The following is an 18,575-nucleotide window of genomic DNA, read 5'->3' as shown; positions in this document are numbered from 1 at the left end:
GGTCGTGGTTCCCTTCGCGCTGGGTCGTCGTTCGGTACGACCGGACCGCGGCGCCGCTCATCGGTCGTGAACGGATCTGCCGCGATCCGCACGGCGACAGCCACCCGCATTGCCGTAGAGCGCGGCCGCGGCCTCGATCAAGTCGCGGCCACGCTGATGGCCGCGACCCTCCGGGGCGCATAGATGGTCTCAGACATGCAGGATGGGCCGGTAGATAAGCTCTTGGATGTGGCCGTCGAGCGTCCGGCTCTCGGTCAGCTCGAGGTCGAAGTCGGCCGCACCCTGGAAGATCGGGTCCACTCCGGTCTGACCGGTGATCACAGGGAAGAGCGTCACCTGGACGCGGTCGACCAGACCGGCGGCCATCAGCGCCCGGTTCATCGACAGGCTGCCGTGCGAGCGCAACGGCACCTCGGATTCCTCCTTGAGCCGGGCGACGACGTCGACGGCGTCACCGCTCACGAGGGTCGCGTTCGGCCAGTCGAGGGGTCCTTCGAGTGTGGTCGACACCACCGTTGTCGGCAGGTTCCTCATCCGGGTGTTCACCGGGTCACTCACCTCGGACTCCTCGGTGCTCGGGCCCAGCACCTGCACGAATTGGCGAAAGGTGTTGGCCCCGAGGACCATCCGCTGCTCCTCGCTGTACAAGGCGAGGCGGTGGTCGAGAAACTCGGGACCTTGCTTGCCCCAGTAGCCGCCCCAGTCGCCGCTGCTGTTGTAGGAGCCGTAGCCGTCGAGGCTGGTAAAGACGTCGAAGGTATAGGTAGCGGTCATGATGTTCTCCTCGAGTGCGGGTGATCGGGTATACAGAGCAGTTCGCGGGGTCCGGTCAGCTGTCCGGGGTCAGGCGTGCCCGTCGCGTCTGCAGGAAGGTTCGTTCGGTGTCGTTGGTGGCCAGGGTGATGGCCTCGTCGTAGGCGGCGAGGGCATCGGCGGTACGGCCCAGGCGGGTGAGCAGCTCGGCGCGGGTGGCGGGCAGCAGGTGGTAGCCCGGCAGGTCCAGCTCATCGATGATGGCCAGCGCCGGCGCCGGTCCGTGCACCTCGGCGACGGCGACAGCGCGGTTGAGCGCGACGATCGGGGTCGGGGTGTGTTGCAGCAGCTGGTCGTACAGCGCCAGCACCTGCGCCCAGTCGGTCGCCGGCCCGTCGGTGTGCACGGCGTTGATCGCGGCCTGCAGCTGGTACGGCTCCGGCTGAGCACGGCGCAGGCACCGCCGTACCAGCTCATGGCCCTCGGCGATCAGCTCCCGGTTCCACAACGACCGGTCCTGCTCCGCGAGCACCACCAGCTCACCCGAAGGCCCCACCCGCGCGGGCCGCCGCGCTTCGGTGAGCAGGAGCAGCGCCAGCAGCCCGATCACCTCCGGCTCGTCGGGCATCAGCTCGGCCAGCGCCCTGGCCAGGCGGACCGCCTCCAGGCACAGGTCCGTCCGCAGCAGCTCCCCCGACGTGGAGGTGTATCCCTCGTTGAAGACCAGGTAGAGCACGGTGAGCGCCGAGGTCAGCCGATCAGGGAGCTCGGCGGCGGCGGGCACCCGGTAGGGGATGCCGGCGTCGCGGATCTTCTTCTTCGCGCGGACGATCCGCTGGGCGACGGTCGCCTCCGGCACCAGGTAGGCCCGGGCGATCTCGGCCACCTCCAGCCCGCCGAGCAGGCGCAGGGTGAGCGCGCTCTGCGCGAGCGGCGACAGCGCGGGGTGGCAGCAGGTGAAGATCATGCGGAGCTGGTCGTCACGCACCGGTCCCACCTCCTGTGGTTCGTCGACTTGGTGCAGCAGCAGCGCCTGGGCGTGGCGGGCCTCGCGGGTGGATTCCCGGCGCAGCCGGTCGATCGCCCGGTTGCGGGCGGTGGTCACGATCCACGCGCCGGGATTGGGCGGCGGCTCCTCGTCCCATTTCTGCACGGCCACCGCGAACGCGTCCTGCACGAACTCCTCGGCGAGCCCGATGTCACCGAGCAGGCGCGTCAGCGTGGCCACGCACCGGCCGTACTCCGCCCGGTAGACGCTGTCCAGATCCATCCGCGCTCATTCCCCCTGTGCGTCTTCGAACGGGCGCACCTCGATCGGGGACCCGCAGGCCAGCGCGCACCTCTCGGCCCAGGCCAGCGCCTGGTCCAGGCCGTCGCACCGGATCACCCAGAACCCGCCGAGCTGCTCCTTCGTCTCGGCGAACGGGCCGTCGGTCATCGTCGTCGTGCCGTTGCCGGGACGGACGACCGTGGTGGCGTGCGAGGGCAACAGGCCGCCGACGAACACCCACGAACCGGCGGACCGCATGTCGGCGGTGACCTTGGCCGTCCGGGCCTGCTGCTCCCGCATTTCCCCTTCGGACGGCGACGGCGCGCTTTCATCGAACCGGACGGCGAGCAGGTACTGCTTCATGGCGAACTCCTACGAGGGATCAGGTACGAAGGATCAGGCGGGCAGGCGGCGGGCGATGGCCGGGACCACGATCGCGGCGGCGACCACGTGCGTCAACATCAGCAGCACCTTCGTGGCCGCGGACGCGTCCGCAAGCACATCCGGTACCAGTGACAACGCGGTGAGCACAAACGTGGCGCGTACGAACGCCGTACGCGGACGGCGAGCCGAGCGAGCCAGCACCAGGGCCAGCACCAGGCCCGCCACGGAGAAGATGACCGTCAGCACGGCGAACCCGGACACCGGGATCGGCGCACCGCCGACAACGAGGCTGATCCCGGCGAACTCACCCGCCGCGGCGACGGTCGCGGTCGCCGCACCGGCGACCGCCACGGAGGTCAGGCCGCCGATGATCACTGGCTTCGCGCGAGCGCTGGTGGTGACGGACATCGTGGACCTCCGGTGAGTGGCGACCGGCCCGTTGCCGGCCTCTCACCTTGGCTACGAACGCGCTCGACGCCATTCGACACCACCACACGAAAAAGTCAGAAGACGCACTCGCCCCGGCCGGGTCAGAGGTTGGCTATCTCGGGGTCCTGGTCAGATCCGGCCGGAAATTCCCGCTAAGCAAGAAGGTTCGGGTCAGCGGGGTTCGTAGCGGACGGTCCACCCGTGCTTGGTGATGAGCTTGGCCGGCGCGTTGCGGAGCTGCTTGATGCGTTCTTGGGCGTCGGGGCCCTGGATGCCGATGGTGAGGGCGGAGTCGGTGGTGTGGCATCCTTCGGCGGCCACCCGGGCGGCGGCGTGGATCCGGCCGCGTAACCGGATGAGCTTGCGCTGGTCGGTGGTGCGGTCCAGGCCTTCGGTCGTACTGCCAAAGCGGCCCACTCACGCTGAAGGCATGCAGCCAGGGCTGGGAATCGCTGTGCCGACGGACGAACTTCTCGTCATAGACGCAGAAGTGACCGTCACGGTCGGGCCGCAGCTCCTCCGCGAGCGTCACCACCCGGGTCACAGTGTCGTTTTCACAGTCGACCTCGACCATCACCCGGCATCAGGTACCGAACCCACCGCCGCGGCGCCGATCCCTCATGGACACCGACGCTACAGCTCAGGACCAGACCAACACCCCTGAAACCGATCAATCCGAAGCCATCGGCACACCGACCAACAACCGTCGGACCTGCTCATGCGACATCCCCACGTGCTGACCGATCCGCCGCAGCCCCCAACCCTCAGCCCGTGCATCCACCATCGCCGCCGTCGAGGCCTCCGCGAGCACCTCGTCCAACATCACCCGCAGCTCCGCAAGCCGCCGCAACCTGATCGCCGGGGCCGACTCCACCAGCTCGCTACAGCGCCGGCCGGTCCTTCTCGAAGAACCGGTACACCAGCAGCTCGTGCGCGTCGCCGTGGAAGGCGGCGACCTCCTCGATGTCGGCCAACTGCGCCGCGAACCCGCAGGCCTGCTCCACCGCTGCCCGCACCTCCTGCATACCGTGGGCCTGCACCACGAGCGCCGACAGTACCTCGCCGAGCGCCTGGACCTGCCCGGCGTTACCGGCGCACGAGGTCACCGCCTCCATGGCCCGCGCCACCGCCTCGCGTCCGGCGGCCGAGGTCTCGCTGCCGGGGTCGAGACGTTCCAGCATCTGATGGTAGGTGCCGATCAGCCGCTCGCTGGTCGCGCGCCGCCGGGCGCCGATCTCCTCCAGCTCCGCCTTGGCCCGTTTGACGTGGGAGGCCATCCGCTTGCACAACATCTCGGCCAAGTCGTCGCGGGCCCGCATCCGGGCGGTGTGCGTCAGGCACGCCAGCAACGCCACCTGCTTGACCGGGTCGTAGCGCGACAAGGTGTCGGCGTCCTGGCGTCGGCCTCACCCGCGAAGTCGGCGATCTTGGACGGCGCAACGCCGTCCAGCCACGCGTCGGTGTCGCCCAGCGCATCCACCTGATCCAGCCACGACACCTGATCCATGAAACGCGACCAGGTGGCCCGCTGAGCGGGCTTCTTGAGCCGGTTGAACGTCGATTTGCCGTCCGGCCCGACGACGAGCAGAGCCTCCATCCGGGGCCCGGCCGGCCTCGCCCATCCGCCGCAGGATCGTGGCGAAGATCGTCGCGTTCACCTCGGCGCGGATGCTGGTGGCCAGGTCCTCCAGCATCGTGTACCCCGTACTTGGTCCGCCCCCGCCGCGCGGACCCGCAAACGGGATATGTAGTATCCCTGATTGTGCAGATGGGCGAAGGAGTCGAGTGGGGGTTGCACTGCTGTGTGACCCTGGGATGGCTCAAGGACGAGGGACCGGTGTCGATCCGCAGGCTCGCGGCCTGGTTCGACCTCCCGCAGGAATATCTGAAGAAACGGCTCCAGGCCCTGACCAGGGCCGGGATCCTCACCTCCGCCCCGGGCGCCGGGGGCGGCTTCTCCCTGGCCAGACCGCCCGGCCAGATAACGATCATGGATGTGGTGACCGCGCTGGAGGGGCCCGGCGAGGCGTTCCGCTGCGCCGAGATCCGGCAGCGCGGCGCCGGGGCCGAGGGGGAGACGTTCCGCGGTCCGTGCGGGATCTCCAGGGCGATGCGGCGGGCCGAGCTGGCCTGGCGGCGGGAGCTGGCCGGGCAGAGCATCGCCGACCTCATGGAGGGCTCACCGGGCGCCGGCGAGCGCACGCGCCGCAACTACGCCCGCATGCGCGGCTGACCACACCCATTTTTCCGCCACTCACCTGAAGGCGCATCTGAAAGTGGCATCTGAAAGTGGCATCGTCATGAAAGGAAAGGGGATGTCTCGTATCCCCATCAGGACGCTGATCCTGGCGCTCGGCACGTTCGCGGTGGGCACCGACTCCTATGTGGTGGCCGGGTTCCTGCCGGCGATGGCCCGCTCGTTGCGGGTCTCCGAGGCCGCCGCCGGGCAGTCGGCCACCGTGTTCGCCCTGGCCTACGCCGTGCTCTCGCCCGTCGTGGCCACGTTCACCGCCCGGGTGCCGCGCCGTGCCCTGCTGACCGTCGCGCTGCTCGTGCTCGCGCTGGCCAACCTCGGGTCGGCGCTGGCGCCCGGCTACGCGGTGCTCATGGCCGGCCGGGTGCTGGCCGCCGCCGGGGCCGCGGCATTCACCCCCACCGCCAGCGCCGTGGCCGCGTCCCTGGCCGCTCCCGGGCAGCGGGCCCGCGCGCTGGCCGTGGTGATCGGCGGGCTGACCGCGGCCACCGCGCTGGGCGTGCCGCTGGGCAACCTGGCCGACAGGATCCTGGACTGGCGTACCGCGCTCGGGCTGGTCGCCGCGCTGTGCCTGCTCTGCGCCGCCGGCGTGCTGGCCGTCATGCCCCGGCTGCCCGGCAACCCGAGCGTCCCCCTGCGCGCCCGGCTCGCCGCCCTGCGCCGTCCCGGCGTGCTGGCGGTGCTGCCGCTGACCCTGTTCGGGATGATGGCCAGCTACGGCCTGTACGCGTATGCCGTTCCCCTCCTGCACGCGCTGGGCGCCGCTCCGCAGGCCGAGATGTGGCTGCTCTTCCTGTACGGCGTGGGCGCCGTCGTCAGCAACATGGTGACCGGCGCCGCCGCCGACCGGTTCGGCCCGGTACGGGTGCTGAGCGTGGGGTACGCGGCACTCTCCCTCACGCTGGGCGCCTTCGCCTGGGCCACCGGCGCGGGAGCCCAGTGGCCGCCGCTGGCCGCCCTGCTCATGGTGGCCTGGGGCCTGAGCACCTGGTTCCAGACCCCGGCCCAGCAACTGCGGCTGATCACCGCCGCGCCCCAGGAGACCGCCGTGGTCGTGGGCCTGAACGGCTCCGCGCTCTACCTCGGCATCGCCCTGGGCACGGCGCTCGGCGGGCTGCTCCTGCCGGCCGGCGCGCCGGCCGCCCTGGGGGTGAGCGCGGCGCTGGCCGTTGTGTGCCTGCTCTACCTGGCCGCCACGCGCCGGGCCGGCGCACGGGAACGCTCCTACGGCTCGGTCCCGGAAGCGGTGCGGCAGTCCTCCTCCTGAACGCCTCCTCCTGAACGCCTCCTCCTGAACGCCTTCTCCTGAACGTCCCGCTCCCGCGGCGGCGGGGCCGGGGACGGGGCCGTCATCGGGGCTCGGCCGCTCGGGTCAAGGCGCGTCCGCCCGCGCGGACGCCGACCGCCGTGGCGAACGCCGTCACGACCGGGTGGGCGCGCCGTCCGTCCCCGGCCAGTTCCGGCTGGAACATGGTGGCCAGGAAGAACGGGTGCCCCGGCAGTTCGGCCACGCGGACCGCGCCGTCGCCGGCGTGGCCGGAGAACACCATCCCGTGCCCGGCCAGCGTCCGCTTGTAGTCCTCGTTGAGGCCGTACGAGCAGATGTAGGCCTCCACGGTCGCCGGCGCGGCCATGATCTGCTCGATCAGTGAGCCGGGCGTGAGCCGTACCAGGCCCTCGTGCCCGGCCAGCGAGCACGCCAGCGGCGTGAGCAGGAAGTCGCGTGCGCCCGGCTCGTTCTCGGCGTGCGCGACGTCCAGCCCGCACACGTGCCGCGCGAACTCCAGCAGCATGTGCTGGAACCCGCCGCACGTGCCCAGGAACGGGATCTCCCGCTCACGCGCGACCCGCGCGGCCTCGACCGCGCCCGCCTCGTCACGGTACGGGCTGCCGGGCAGCATCCAGATGCCGTCGAAGCCGTCCAGGCCGGCCGCCACGTCGGTGGTCGGCACCCAGTACGGGTCGAGCGCGATCCCGTCCCGTTCCCGCAAGGCCTCCATGAGCCGCGGGATCCTCACATGCGAACGAACACTGGGGGAGCGGTCCCCCACAAGGGCGATTCTCATGCCCTCATCGTGGCCGCCGCCACCCGTGAAGCGCCAACGATGATTCGCGGTCCTATCATGAGCAACGCTTATGGACCCTCACTTGCTGACGACGTTCGTGACCGTGGCCCGGTGCGGCTCGTTCTCCTCGGCGGCCGCCGAGCTCGGCTACACGCAGTCGGCGATCTCCCAGCAGATCGCCGCCCTGGAGGCCGATCTGGGCCTGCCGCTGCTGAGCCGCCGCCCGGTCGAGCCCACGCCGGCCGGTCGGCGGCTGCTGGAGCACGCCGAGCCGCTGCTGCTGCGTCTGCGGGCGGCCCGCGCCGACGTGCTGCGCGCCGCCGCCCGCCCCGGTCTGCGGCTGCTGCTGGCCGCCACCCCGCTGGCGCTCAACCCCGTCCTGGCGCTGCGGCTGGCGCGGGCCCGCCGCGAGCAGCCGCGGCTGGAGGTGACGCTGCGGACGTGCGGGCGCGAGGAGGCCGGGGCGATGGTCGCCGAGGGGAGGGCCGACCTGGGCCTGGCCGACGGCATCGCGGCGCCCAGCGACCCGCTGCCCCTGCCGGACTCCGGGCCGATGACGGCGTCGGGAGTGAGCGAGGAACACCTGGCCGTGGCGCTGCCGGCCGATCATCCGCTGGCCGGGCGGGCGGCGTTGCGGCTGATGGACCTGGTGGACGCGCGCTGGCTGCAGACGCCGTCATGCTCGCTGCCGCGGCTGCGCGATCTGGTGGGCGACGGGTTCCCGGTGGCGCTGGACTACCGGGGCGGCGACGTGCACACGGTGGTGAACCTGGTGGCCGCCGGCCACGGCCTCACCCTTCTGCCCGCCTCGGCCGTGCCCCTGTCGGCGCCGGGCGTGCGGGGGGTGCCGCTGGCCGCGCCCCGGCTCGTCCATCGGGTGGAACTGCTGCACGGCGCGCTTCCGCCCGGCCCGGCGGCGGACCTGGCGCGGGTGCTGTCAGGCTGACGCCGCCGGGCCGGCTCGTCCTCGGTCCGCGCCCTGGTGGAGGGCGCGGGCGTACTGTGCGGGCTCCATCAGGGCGTCCGCGGTTCGCGGAGCCGCTTGGCGAAGTGCCCGCGGCAGTGGGGGCAGCAGAAGCCGTACCTCTGCCCGTCGTGCTCCAGGATGACGGCGTCGGCGATCGGCACGGTGGCGCCGCAGACCGGATCGACGATCATGCCGTCCGGGACCGGCGCCGCGGGTCCGGTCCTGGCCTCCTCGATCAGCTGGAGGAGGTCGGAGGATCGGTGAGGCCGCCCCCGCAGGCCGTAGCTCCCCTCGGGAACGCTGATCACGTTCACCATGGCCCGCGGCTCGGGGCCGGCCTCGGCGTCGGCGAGTTCGGCGGTGATCCGGGAGATGAGGTGCTCGCTCATCTCCTTGCCCCACATTCCGGCGATCACGTTCACCACGTACCGGGGTGTCCGGGAGGGACCGGGCGGGTCTCCGCCCGTGATCCAGACCTCCTCCTCCCGGACCACCACCTGGGTCAGGGAGTCGATCAAGTCGATCACTCCGGGGTCGGCGGCGTCCTGCTCGCCGTTCGCGGCCGACAGCAGCCGCCGCCCTGTCAGCCGTTCGCCGAGCCTGCGGCGTTCCTGCACGTCGAAGACGCCCTTGGGCACCAAGAGTTCGATGAACAGCATCGTCGAATGGTCCTTTCCGGAGAGGGCCGGTCCGTGAAGATGCTCCATCGCCGGGGCCTTCGGCGTCATCGGCCGGGAGAAGGCTGTTGCGGCTACCGCGCCGGGCGCAGCGCGCGGGCCGTCTACGACGCGCGGAGTACCTCGAGGTCACCCGTCGCCTACGGCGTTCGTCCGCCGGATGGGCCGCCGGTCGCGGGGGCCGGTAGCGGCGATCTCCTCGCGGGGCAGCCGGGACAGAGCCTGCACGGCGCGCAGGAAGCCGTGCCGGTCGGCGGCGGGCAGGCGGGCGAGCAGGCGCTCCTCGTTGGACCGGATCTCGGCCCGCACCGATCTGCGCACGTCGCGGCCGTCGCCGGTGATCGCGAGGATCCGCGCGCGGCGGTCGTCCGGGTCGGGCTCGCGGGTGATCAGCCCGGCCGCCTGGAGGTCGTCGAGGGTGGCGATGATGCGGGTCTTGTCGGCGCCGATGGCCTCGGCCAGGGCGGCCTGGGTGCGTACCGAACCGTCGTCCACGGCGCCGAGCACGATGTAGCCCCACATGGAGATCCCGTGCGCGGCGAGCACGGGCAGCTCCGCGGCGATGAGCGACCGCACGAGGGGGTGCAGCATCTCGGCGAGGTCGCGGCGATCCGTCACGAGTCCAAAATACTCATTTGACAGATAATATGCATATGTAGATTATGCGCGCATGCAGATGAACGATCCCACGCTTGGCGACGGCGCCGCCAAGGCCGTACCCGGCGGGAAGGCGCGGCTCGCGCCCGGAGCGGCCTTCGCGCCGGCGCTCGCCTGGCAGGGCGGCTCGCGTCTGGACGAGATCGTCGCGATCCTGGGCCACTCACCGGACTGGCCAGGAAAGGGAGCCTGACATGAGCACCGGCGTCCGATTGATCCGTAACGACCGGCTGACCGAGCGCGTCGACTACGCCTACGCCGCGGTCGCCGACGCGCCCGTGCGCTCCATCTGGGTGGCCGGGGCGTGTCCCCTCGATCTCCACGGCGAGACCGTCGCGATCGGCGACTACGCCGGCCAGGCCCACCAGGTGATGCGCAATCTCGTGACGGCGCTGGAGGGCGCGGGCGCGTCGCTGGCCGACGTCGTCAAGACCACCGTGTACGTGGCCTCCTCCCGGCAGCGCGACCTGGTCACGGCGTGGGAGGTGTACCGGGAGTACATGGGCGGGCACGACGTGCCCAGCACCCTGCTCGGAGTGACGGTGCTCGGCTACGACTCCCAGCTCGTCGAGGTCGAGGCCGTCGCCGTGATCGCCGGCGAGCCGCCCACGGCGCGGGTCTGACCGCCAGGCGACGCATCGTTTGGCGGGCGGTCGCCGCGACGCCCGAGCGGCTATCGTGAAGCCGTGACCGGCCGGCGACCCCTGCTCTTCCTCGACGTCCGGGACGCGCGGCACGGACTGCACGGCAAGACCCGCGCCGTCGTCGGCCGGGCGGCCGGGCGCTCCTTCGCCTGGGTCGACGACGAGATCACCGGCCTCGACCGGGCCTGGGTGTCGGCCCACCACGAAGGACGCGCCCTGCTGCATCGCGTCGATCCCCGTCGCGGGCTCGCCGAGGCCGACTTCGCCGTCCTGCGGGCGTGGCTGCGCGCGGCATAGCTCCCCGGACGCCTCACCCCACCCGCTGGAGTGTCCGCTTCGCGCGTCGTGCTGCTGACTGCCGCGATCGGCGGCGCCGGAAAACGGTTCGACGGCTTTGCGGAGTTCTGACACAGTGGCGCATTGTGACGAGCTTCGAGCTTGTGACCGCTGCGGACGTGCAGCTCATGCAGGGTCTGGCGCAGCGTGTCACCGCCATGCGCCCGGACCTGGTGAACAGCGACGCGTCGTACGGCGAGCTGGCCTGGAACTGGGGCAAGGGGCACGCCGGCGACGGCGCGAGCTGGCGGCGCCGGCTGTGGTTCTCCGGCGGGGATCTGGTGGCGTGGGGGTGGGCCCATCCTCCGCACCAGGTGAGGCGGAACGACGGGTCGGTGAAGGACGTCACCGGCGCCTATCTGGCGTATCAGGTTCATCCCGGCCACGCCGGGCTGATTGACGAGGTGATCGACTGGTACGACGGCACGGCGGCGGGCCTTGAGCGTACGGTGCTGCCGGGCGCCGCCGATGAGTTCGCCCTGAAGCGATGGGCGGCGCACGGCTATGTGACCGACCCGGCCGCGCTCGGCGACACCGGGTCCTGGACCCAGCTCAACGGGCGGGACCTCACCGACGTGGAACAGCCGGTGCTGCCGGACGGATTCCGGTTCCGCACCGCCGAGGAGGCCGGGCCCAAGGCCGCGGTCCAGGCCCATCTGGACGCCTGGGCTCCCTCGCCGTACACGGCCGAGAGCTACCAGGGCGTCCGGCGGACGGCGGCGTATCGCGGCGACCTGCACATCCTGGTGGAGGCGCCGGACGCAACGATGGCATCCTCGACGATCATGTGGCTCGACGAGGCGAACAAGACCGCTGAGTTCGAGCCGGTCGGGACACATCCGGACTACCGGCGTCGGGGGCTGGCAAGGGCGATGCTCCTGCACGGGATGCGTCTGGCGCGGGCGGCCGGGGCCACTCACATGACGGTCGCCTGCCTGGGTGCGCCGGGGCATCCCAAGGCGCGCGGGCTGTACTACAGCGTCGGGTTCCGGGAGCTGTCGCGGGACGCGCCGCTCATCAAGACCAAGACCGCGGGCTGAGGACCGGCCGTCCGGATAGTCGCTGGTCATCTGTGCCCGACGCAAGGCCACCACCGGCCCGATGCCGGCCACGGCACTAGACCGTGCCGGCTGCGCGTGGGTGGCGGCGGCGCCTGGTGTCCACGTTACCTCGACCGGGACCCGCGCAGCCGTTGGATCGCGCTGCCGTCGCCGGTTGGCCGGTCCGGCCAACCGGCACCGCGAACGCCGTGCCCGTGGGGGAGCCCGGCGACTCAGGCGAGGATCTGGACGTACCCGTCGGTTCCGTGAACGCGGATCCGCTGCCCGTCCCGGATCAGCCGGGTGGCCTGCTCCACACCCACGACGGCCGGCAGGCCGTACTCCCGCGCGATCACCGCCCCGTGCGTCATCAGGCCGCCCACCTCCGTCACCAGTCCGGCGACGGCGACGAACAGCGGGGTCCAGCTGGGGTCGGTGAAGGCGGTGACCAGGATGTCGCCCGCCTCAAGGTCGGCCCGCGCCATGTCCATGACGACACGGGCGCGGCCCTCGACGGTCCCGGCCGAGACCGGGAGGCCGGCCAGCGCGCCGGGCGGGGCGTCCTCACGCCGATACCGGCCGGTGATGGTCTCGCCGTCCGAGGTGAAGACCCGGGGCGGTGTGAGCGCCTCATACGACCGGAACGCCTCCCGCCTTTCCACAATGAGTTCGGCGTCCACGTCGCCGGTGCGCACGACCTCTTGCAACTCCTGGAAACGGAGGAAGAAGATGTCTTCTTTCTCGCGCAGCGTGCCGGACCGGACGAGGCGATCGGCTTCCCGCAGCAACGCCTGCTTGTAGGCGAAATAGCGGCTGACCATGCCGTATTTGGGGTACTCCCGGTATCCGGCGAAGGTGCGGACGCGGTCGATCATCCGCTTGGTCTCCTCGGCCTTCTGCTCCCCGCCGGGCAGGGCACGCAATCGCGTCAGCAGTTCCTGTTCTTTCCGTCGTGACTCTTGGCGTCCTTGTTCGAAGTGTCGCTTGCCGGCGCCCGGCTCGAAGTTCTTGACGTTGCCCAGGATGGTGGGCACGAGCGTGGCGGGACGCTCGCTCCAGCGCGTTCTGGTGATGTCGATCTCGCCCGCGCAGCGCATGCCGTACTCCTCGAGGAAGCCCCGGACGGCGTCACGTGCCTCCCGCCCGCCGGCCAGCCCGGCCAGCTCGTTCAGGAAACCGTCGCCCTCCCGGCGTTCCTCCACGACGCGGTGCAGGAACGCCACGACGTCCGCGTGCGGCCGGATCGTGTCCGCGACGTCGAGGAGCGCCAGCCCCATCTCCGATGTGACGTTGCAGGGGACGGATCGCGTGAGCGCGTCGGCCGCGTTCTTCTCGCCCAGCCACTCCTCGAGGTGGTCATTGAGCCACCAGGCCGCCTCCATCCCCGCCATGATCGCCTGGTGGCTCCGCGGACTGAACAGGACACGCTTCAGCTCGGCGATGTCGGCCAGAACGAAGTCGAGCAGCGCCGGCCCGGAGAGACTCCGGATCTCGCGCCGCAGGGTGGCGACGGACGCCTGACTGTGCCGGATCAGCTGGGTGACGACGGCCGGATCGGTCTCGATCGGGGCGGGTGAGTCACCGGCGGGTGCGGCGCCGGGATTCTCGTCCGGACGCGAGCGGAGGAAGTCGCCGCGGTCGAGGACGGCCTGCAGCGCGTCCCGAATCAGCGGGTCGGACTTCCCCAGCGTCCCGAGGAGGTTCGCGCGACCCGCGGCCGTCGCCAGGACGGGGGCCACGTCGACGAACAACCGTCCGCCCGCCTCGGGCATCGGCCGTGGGGTCGTCAGCTGCCACAGGGAGAGCCCCAGCGGCTTCATCGCGTCGGTCATCATCTGCTGGTGACCGACGGAGACGTAGACGTGGTTCTCCTGGTCATCGGTCGTGGGGATGGGGAACAGGGTGGTGATCGGCCGGCTCTGGACGATGTGGAAGTCGTCGCCGGCCAGGCACCATTCGATGTCCTGGGGCCGGCCGAAGTGCGCTTCGATGCGCCGGCCCAGCCGCACCAGGCGCACGGCTTGCGCATCCGTCAGAGCCGGCTGCCTCTGCCGCTGCGGCTCGATCGGCGCGTCCCGGGTACCGCCTCCCGGCGACGCCTGGACGAACCGCGGCTTGGTGGCGACCGCTGTGGTGACGACCTGGTCGTCGCGCACCGTGTAGACGTCCCCGGCGACCAGACCGGCGACCAGCGCCTCGCCGAGCCCCCAACCGGCTTCCACGGTGGCGATCTTCCGGTTCGAGGTCACGGGGTCCGCGGTGAAGAGCATCCCGGCCGCGTCCGGGAACACCATCTGCTGTACGACCACGGCCATCCGTACCTTCCGGTCGTCAAAGCCGTTACGGCGCCGGTAGGTCACTGCCCGCTCGGTGAACAGCGAGGCCCAGCACCGCCGGACGTGCCGGAGGATCGCCTCCAGGCCAACGAGGTTCAGGTACGAGTCCTGCTGGCCGGCGAAGGACGCGGTCGGCAGGTCCTCGGCCGTCGCACTGGAACGCACCGCGTAGGAGGCCTGCTCCCCGAGCCGGGCGAGCGATTCGCTGATCGCCGCCACAAGATCGTCGGGCACCGCGACGCCTTCGATGACGCGGCGGATATCGGCGCTCAAGGTGGAGATCGCCGCGCGGTCGTCCGGTTTCACGCGCGACAGCAGGTCAAGCTGAGCGTCGATCGACGGCGCCTCGGCCACGACCCGCTGGAAGGCGTCCGTCGTGACGCAGAAACCGTCCGGCACGCGGATGCCATCGATCCGCGAGAGCTCACCCAGGTGCACCCCCTTTCCTCCGACGTCCGCGGCATTCGTCAAGTCGATGTGCGCGAAACCCAGCACGTAACCCAATGTCGTTGCTCCATCATTCGTCGGGTCGGTTCGCAACGCGCAAGTATGAAGCACTTTCCGGCGCCTCATGAGGCGCACGGATCTGCTATAAAGTGAAAATGGCGGCACCGGCCGAGCCGGCCGCCCACGCGCCTGACCAGGGGCCGGCGCATGCAAGGCCGCATTCTCGACACGAGCGCGCTGATCGCGTCAGGTAAACGTTCGAGCGTGTACCTCGACGCCACCGTGTGGATGCGCGCGGAGCACCGCGCCTCCATCGTTGCCGTCATCACGACGGCGGCCGCGCCGGCGGACGCCGTCGGTTCGCCGCGGGCGGCGCTCAGGCGTGCCAGCCGCTCACCCCGCCCGGCACCGGCGCGGCCGGATCGTAGGGCTCGCGGGTGAAGACGAACGTGTTGAGGTCCAGGTGGTCGGGCGAGACCCGCAGCGTCTCCCCGGCGTAGTAGCCGTCCAGCCCCAGCCACGTCCCGTCGTCCTGCGGCACGAACCGTGAGGCGCGCCCCCCGCCGCCCACCGGCTCCAGCGACAGGCCGCGATCGGGCAGCAGCCGCAGCGCGTACGGCTTGGGCCCCCAGTGCCACAGCCCCGTCAGCGCGAGCAGCCCCGGATCGGCCGGGACGGGCCGCCATTCGCCGGGCAGCCGCGGCTCGTGCTCGTCGAGGATGTCGAGCAGGTCGGTCAGCAGCGTGCCGCTCATCCCGGAGGTGGTGTTGGCCATGAACAGCACCCCCACCCCGTCACCCGGCTCGGCCCACACCGTGGCCAGGAACCCGGGCATGGACCCGCTGTGCCCGGCCAGACGGCGCCCACCCGTCCGGGCCAGCTGCAGGCCGAGGCCGAACCCGCCGGTCCAGGCGTCGCCGTCGTCCACACCGGCGGGTTCACGCATCTCGGCGAGCGTGTCCGGGCTGAGCACACCGCCGGTGTCACCGCCGAGGAACGCCGCCCAGCGGGCCAGGTCGTGCGGGGTGGACCACAGCTGCCCGGCCGGGCCCATCGCGTCGGCGTCGTGCTCCGGCTCGGTCAGCACGACGTCGGCCCACGGGTGCACGGCGTAACCGGTGGCGTGCGGGGCGCGCGGGCGCGGCGTGGTGCCGTCCATGCCGAGCGGGTCGAGCACCTCGGCGCGCAGCGCCTTCAGCCATGTGGTGCCGCGCAGCCGGCCGGCGAGCTCGCCGAGGACGGCGAAACCGACGTTGGAGTAGTGGAAACGCCGCCCCGGCCGGTGCCTGAGCTCCTGCGGGCCCACCCGCGCGAGCAGGTCGGCGGCGGGCACGCCGGGGGTGCGTTCCCACCAGGCGGTGGGCGGTTCGGCGGTCAGCCCGGAGGTGTGCGACAGCAACTGGGCGATGGTCAGATGCCCGAGCGGCGTGCCGGGCAGGTGCGCCTCCAGCGGGTCGGTCAGGGCGAGGGCGCCCTCGTCACGCAACCGCATGACGACGACGGCGACCATGCTCTTGGTGATCGATCCCAGCCGGTACTGGGTGGCGGCCGTGGGCGCAGCCCCGCCGACGCGGCCGCGGCCGCCGAACCACGCCATCCGCCCGTCACGGACGACGGCCGCCGTCAGCGACGGCACCCTGCACTCGGCCTGCTCGACGGCCACCCTGCGCAGCAGCGCGCGGGCCGCCACCTGTCCCACCTGACTCATGACCGACAAGGGTAGCCGCCCCTGTCACCGGGACGGCGCCCCGTCGAAGGTATCGAGGATGACCGCGGTGGCGTCCAGGTCGCGTACGGTGTCGCCGAGCCGCGGCACCTCAATGGGGCCCGGCCAGGTGTGGCCGCCACCGCCGACCGTGTACAGGCGCAACGTGGCCCGGCCGGGGCAGCTCTTCCAGCCGCGCAGCCGTACCCGCTCGCCGAGACCGGTGGTGCTGCGGCCGGTGCAGCCGAGCGTGCGCGCCCACCCGTCGGCGCTGCTCTCCACCGGCGCGAGCACCACCAGGTCCGCCAGGGCGCGCACGTCGCCGGTCGCGTCGCGGAACGGGTGGCCGCCGTCGTAGGGGACGATACGGTCGGCGGTGCCGTGGAAGGCGACGATCGTCGTGGGGTAGGCGCCGGGGCAGGGGCGCACGATGTTGAGTCCGGCCACCGCGGCGACGCCCGCCAGACGGCCGTCCAGGGCGCACACCAGGGCGGTGGCCAGGCCGGCGCCGTAGGACATGCCGGCGGCGAACTCCCGCCGCCGGTCCACGCACAGGCCCTGTTCGAGCCGGTCGAGCAGCGCGGCCAGGAACCCGGCGTCGTCCGGGCCGCCCATGCCGGGCAGCGCCCAGCCGATACGCCCCTCGGCGGCCTGCGGGGTGGCCACGACGTAGCCGCGCCGCGAACCCTGTTCGGCCAGCCGGCTGTAGGCGCTCTGCTCGGCGGCGGTGGAGCCGAGCCCGTGCAGATCGAGCACGACGGGGTGCGGGCCGCCGCCGGCGGGCACCGACAGCAGGTACCGGCGCGTCAGCCCGCCGAAGGACAGCCGGTGGCGGCCGGGCTCCAGCCGCTCCCGCGTGGCGCAGCCGCCGGTGGGGGAGACCTGCGCGGGCGCCGCCGGCCGGGGCGGCACGCCGCCGCAGCCCGCGGCGGCCAGCAGCGCCACCAGAACCAGGATGATCATCACTCTGGCCATCGTCGTCCCCCGCCCGCCGTCCTCCTCACAGTGTGCGCCCAGACGGCCTCGTACGGAGTTCCCGCAACGGCGCGGCGCACCCATCTCGCGCACGGGGTGAACACCGGCGTCGCGCAGGACCCGCCGGCCGAGCCGTGCCAGGCCGCTCGGCGCGACCGGGCGCACCCCGCGAACCCGCCCAAGGAATGCGCGCCGCCGACCGTGACCTGAACAGCCCCTGACGTCACCCTCCGTAGCGTGACAGGCATGGACGAGATCACGGCCGGGCGCGCGCGGGCCTGGATCGGCACGCACCGGCCGCAGGTGGCGCTGGCGCTGGTGGCGTCCGTCTTCACCGCGCTCCAGCTGGCGCTGACCGCCGGGATCGGGCTCGGCTGGGACGAGAGCGTGTACATCAGCCAGGTGGCCCGCGGAATCCCCGCCGCCGAGTACACCGCGCCACGCGCCCGCGGAGTCCAGCTGCTGGTGGCCCCCGTCGCGGCGTTCACCCCGTCGGTGAGCGCCATCCGCGTCTACCTCAGCCTGCTGTCGGGCGTCGCGCTGTTCCTGGCCTACCTGCCGTGGATCCGGTTGCGGACCGCGGCCGTGGCGCCGCTCGCCGCCGCCCTGTTCGCCGGCCTGTGGCTGTCGCTGCTGTACGCCAACGCGGCCATGCCCAACATGTGGGTCGCCTACAGCGGCGTCGCCGGCGTCGGCCTGGCCTGCCTGGCCGAGACGCGGTTTAAGCCCCGGGCGGCGACGGCCGGGGTGGTGGCGGCGTTCGCGGCGGCCTCCCTGCTGCGCCCGATGGACGCCACCTGGCTGGCACTGCCCCTGCTCGCGTACGGGATCGCGCGCCGGCGCCCCCGCCTGCCGCTGGCCACGGCGGCCGGGCTCGCGATCGGCTGGGGGCAGTGGCTGGCCGAGGCGCTGTGGACGTTCGGCGGGCCGCTGGCGCGCCTGCACGCCGCCGGGGCGGAGAACGCGACCGGCCCGCACTTCAGCCTGCCCGACCACCTGCGCGCACTGAACGGCCCCCTGCTGTGCCGCTTCGGCGCCGACTGCGGGGGAGTGCCGCTCACCCAGGCCGCCTGGTTCGCGGCCGTGCCGGTGCTCGCGGCGCTCGGCGTGGCCGCGGCCCGGCGGCGCGCCGTCGCGGCGGCCCTGGCCTGCGGCCTGTCGCTCGCCTTCTCCTACCTGTTCACCGTCGGCTACGCCGCCCCGCGTTTCCTGCTGCCGGCCTACGCCCTGCTCGCGCTCCCCGTCGCGGCGGGCGTGGTGCGGCTGTGCCGGCGGCGGGTCACCGCGGTGCTCGCCGTCATCGGCCTGCTCGGCTACTTCGCCGTGCAGGCCAGAACCCTGGCCGTGCACGGCGGGGACGTCCGCGCCGCCCGCGCCGCCGCGCCCGCCGTCGCCGCCCGCCTCAAAAGGGCGGGGCTGCGCCGGCCGTGCTTCCTGTACGGGCGCGACGCCGTACAGATCGGATACCTGACCGGCTGCGCCGCCCACGGCGTCTACCGCCACTACGGCGGCACCGTGTCCGTGCCGTCCTCCATCACGGCCGCTCTGGGCCGGCGCGAGTGGGTCGGCGTGCTCGCCACGTCCCGCCGGGCCCCCGCCCCCTTCCTCACCTCCTGGACCCCGCTCGACCTGGGC

Annotated in this window: 19 protein-coding genes and 1 pseudogene; 8 read left to right on the top strand and 12 right to left on the bottom strand. The window is 72.3% G+C overall.

The window, feature by feature from the left end:
• Window positions 1-189: 189 nt before the first annotated feature.
• The 6 genes and pseudogenes from ITP53_RS31100 to ITP53_RS61750 form a co-directional block, all read right to left on the bottom strand.
• Window positions 190-774 carry a dihydrofolate reductase family protein gene (locus ITP53_RS31100; RefSeq protein ID WP_195899026.1) on the bottom strand — a complete coding sequence of 195 codons (585 nt, stop codon included), beginning with the start codon at window positions 772-774 and terminating at the stop codon, window positions 190-192.
• Window positions 775-829: 55 nt separating this feature from the next.
• The gene (locus ITP53_RS31095; RefSeq protein ID WP_195899025.1) at window positions 830-2,023 is read right to left on the bottom strand and encodes an RNA polymerase sigma factor; all 1,194 of its coding nucleotides are present in this window, start codon (window positions 2,021-2,023) and stop codon (window positions 830-832) included.
• A gap of 6 nt (window positions 2,024-2,029) precedes the next feature.
• Entirely contained in the window at window positions 2,030-2,386 is a 357-nt protein-coding gene (locus ITP53_RS31090; protein WP_195899024.1) for a YciI family protein, read from the bottom strand.
• 33 nt (window positions 2,387-2,419) lie between these two features.
• On the bottom strand, window positions 2,420-2,815 hold the full coding sequence (locus tag ITP53_RS31085) for a DUF6069 family protein (RefSeq protein WP_195899023.1): 396 nt from the start codon (window positions 2,813-2,815) through the stop codon (window positions 2,420-2,422).
• Window positions 2,816-3,007: 192 nt separating this feature from the next.
• On the bottom strand, window positions 3,008-3,253 hold the full coding sequence (locus ITP53_RS31080) for a hypothetical protein (protein WP_195899022.1): 246 nt from the start codon (window positions 3,251-3,253) through the stop codon (window positions 3,008-3,010).
• Window positions 3,254-3,720: 467 nt separating this feature from the next.
• Window positions 3,721-4,539 (bottom strand): annotated as a pseudogene (locus tag ITP53_RS61750) (hypothetical protein); the annotation flags it as partial.
• A 65-nt stretch (window positions 4,540-4,604) separates the two neighbouring features.
• Between ITP53_RS61750 and ITP53_RS31065 the strand changes: the two are divergent.
• Together ITP53_RS31065 and ITP53_RS31060 are read left to right on the top strand one after the other, a co-directional pair.
• Window positions 4,605-5,069 carry an RrF2 family transcriptional regulator gene (locus ITP53_RS31065; RefSeq protein ID WP_207756641.1) on the top strand — a complete coding sequence of 155 codons (465 nt, stop codon included), beginning with the start codon at window positions 4,605-4,607 and terminating at the stop codon, window positions 5,067-5,069.
• 82 nt (window positions 5,070-5,151) lie between these two features.
• Complete coding sequence (locus ITP53_RS31060) at window positions 5,152-6,357, top strand: MFS transporter (protein WP_207756640.1); 1,206 nt, start codon at window positions 5,152-5,154, stop codon at window positions 6,355-6,357.
• 82 nt (window positions 6,358-6,439) lie between these two features.
• On the opposite strand, the gene ITP53_RS31055 is transcribed toward ITP53_RS31060, so the two are convergent.
• Window positions 6,440-7,156 (bottom strand): CTP synthase C-terminal region-related (seleno)protein, encoded by a 717-nt coding sequence (locus tag ITP53_RS31055; protein WP_195899017.1) that lies wholly within the window; start codon window positions 7,154-7,156, stop codon window positions 6,440-6,442.
• Between the two features lie 82 nt (window positions 7,157-7,238).
• On the opposite strand from ITP53_RS31055, the gene ITP53_RS31050 reads away from it, so the two are divergent.
• A complete protein-coding gene (locus ITP53_RS31050) occupies window positions 7,239-8,102 on the top strand; it encodes a LysR family transcriptional regulator (RefSeq protein ID WP_236051360.1) in 864 nt (287 codons plus the stop codon).
• A 68-nt stretch (window positions 8,103-8,170) separates the two neighbouring features.
• Here the strand turns inward: ITP53_RS31050 and ITP53_RS31045 are convergent, their stop codons facing one another.
• A complete protein-coding gene (locus tag ITP53_RS31045) occupies window positions 8,171-8,782 on the bottom strand; it encodes a YHS domain-containing protein (protein WP_195899015.1) in 612 nt (203 codons plus the stop codon).
• Window positions 8,783-8,929: 147 nt separating this feature from the next.
• Window positions 8,930-9,418, bottom strand: coding sequence for a MarR family winged helix-turn-helix transcriptional regulator (locus ITP53_RS31040; protein ID WP_328816318.1), 489 nt, complete (start codon window positions 9,416-9,418; stop codon window positions 8,930-8,932).
• A 52-nt stretch (window positions 9,419-9,470) separates the two neighbouring features.
• Between ITP53_RS31040 and ITP53_RS31035 the strand changes: the two genes are divergently transcribed.
• The 4 genes from ITP53_RS31035 to ITP53_RS31020 all read left to right on the top strand — a co-directional run bounded on the left by ITP53_RS31035 (window position 9,471) and on the right by ITP53_RS31020 (window position 11,477).
• Window positions 9,471-9,650, top strand: coding sequence for a hypothetical protein (locus ITP53_RS31035; protein WP_195899014.1), 180 nt, complete (start codon window positions 9,471-9,473; stop codon window positions 9,648-9,650).
• A gap of 1 nt (window position 9,651) precedes the next feature.
• A complete protein-coding gene (locus tag ITP53_RS31030) occupies window positions 9,652-10,080 on the top strand; it encodes a RidA family protein (RefSeq protein WP_195899013.1) in 429 nt (142 codons plus the stop codon).
• Window positions 10,081-10,143: 63 nt separating this feature from the next.
• Window positions 10,144-10,398 carry a hypothetical protein gene (locus ITP53_RS31025; protein ID WP_207756639.1) on the top strand — a complete coding sequence of 85 codons (255 nt, stop codon included), beginning with the start codon at window positions 10,144-10,146 and terminating at the stop codon, window positions 10,396-10,398.
• Window positions 10,399-10,565: 167 nt separating this feature from the next.
• Complete coding sequence (locus ITP53_RS31020; RefSeq protein WP_207756646.1) at window positions 10,566-11,477, top strand: GNAT family N-acetyltransferase; 912 nt, start codon at window positions 10,566-10,568, stop codon at window positions 11,475-11,477.
• A 233-nt stretch (window positions 11,478-11,710) separates the two neighbouring features.
• Here the strand turns inward: ITP53_RS31020 and rph are convergent, their stop codons facing one another.
• The 3 genes from rph to ITP53_RS31005 form a co-directional block, all read right to left on the bottom strand.
• Window positions 11,711-14,308: a rifamycin-inactivating phosphotransferase gene (gene rph / locus ITP53_RS31015; RefSeq protein WP_328816334.1), complete on the bottom strand. Its 2,598-nt coding sequence runs from the start codon at window positions 14,306-14,308 to the stop codon at window positions 11,711-11,713.
• Between the two features lie 328 nt (window positions 14,309-14,636).
• Window positions 14,637-15,968, bottom strand: coding sequence for a serine hydrolase domain-containing protein (locus ITP53_RS31010; RefSeq protein ID WP_195899010.1), 1,332 nt, complete (start codon window positions 15,966-15,968; stop codon window positions 14,637-14,639).
• Window positions 15,969-15,992: 24 nt separating this feature from the next.
• The gene (locus ITP53_RS31005) at window positions 15,993-17,105 is read right to left on the bottom strand and encodes an alpha/beta hydrolase family esterase (RefSeq protein ID WP_195899009.1); all 1,113 of its coding nucleotides are present in this window, start codon (window positions 17,103-17,105) and stop codon (window positions 15,993-15,995) included.
• Between the two features lie 81 nt (window positions 17,106-17,186).
• Between ITP53_RS31005 and ITP53_RS31000 the strand changes: the two genes are divergently transcribed.
• Window positions 17,187-18,575 (top strand): hypothetical protein (locus ITP53_RS31000; RefSeq protein WP_195899008.1); only part of this gene is annotated, 1,389 nt, incomplete at its 3' end.

The organism is Nonomuraea cypriaca (assembly GCF_015645445.1).
GTDB classification, from domain to species: domain Bacteria; phylum Actinomycetota; class Actinomycetes; order Streptosporangiales; family Streptosporangiaceae; genus Nonomuraea; species Nonomuraea cypriaca.
Note: the sequence above shows the minus strand (reverse complement) of the source record. Positions and strands in the feature narration are given on the sequence as shown.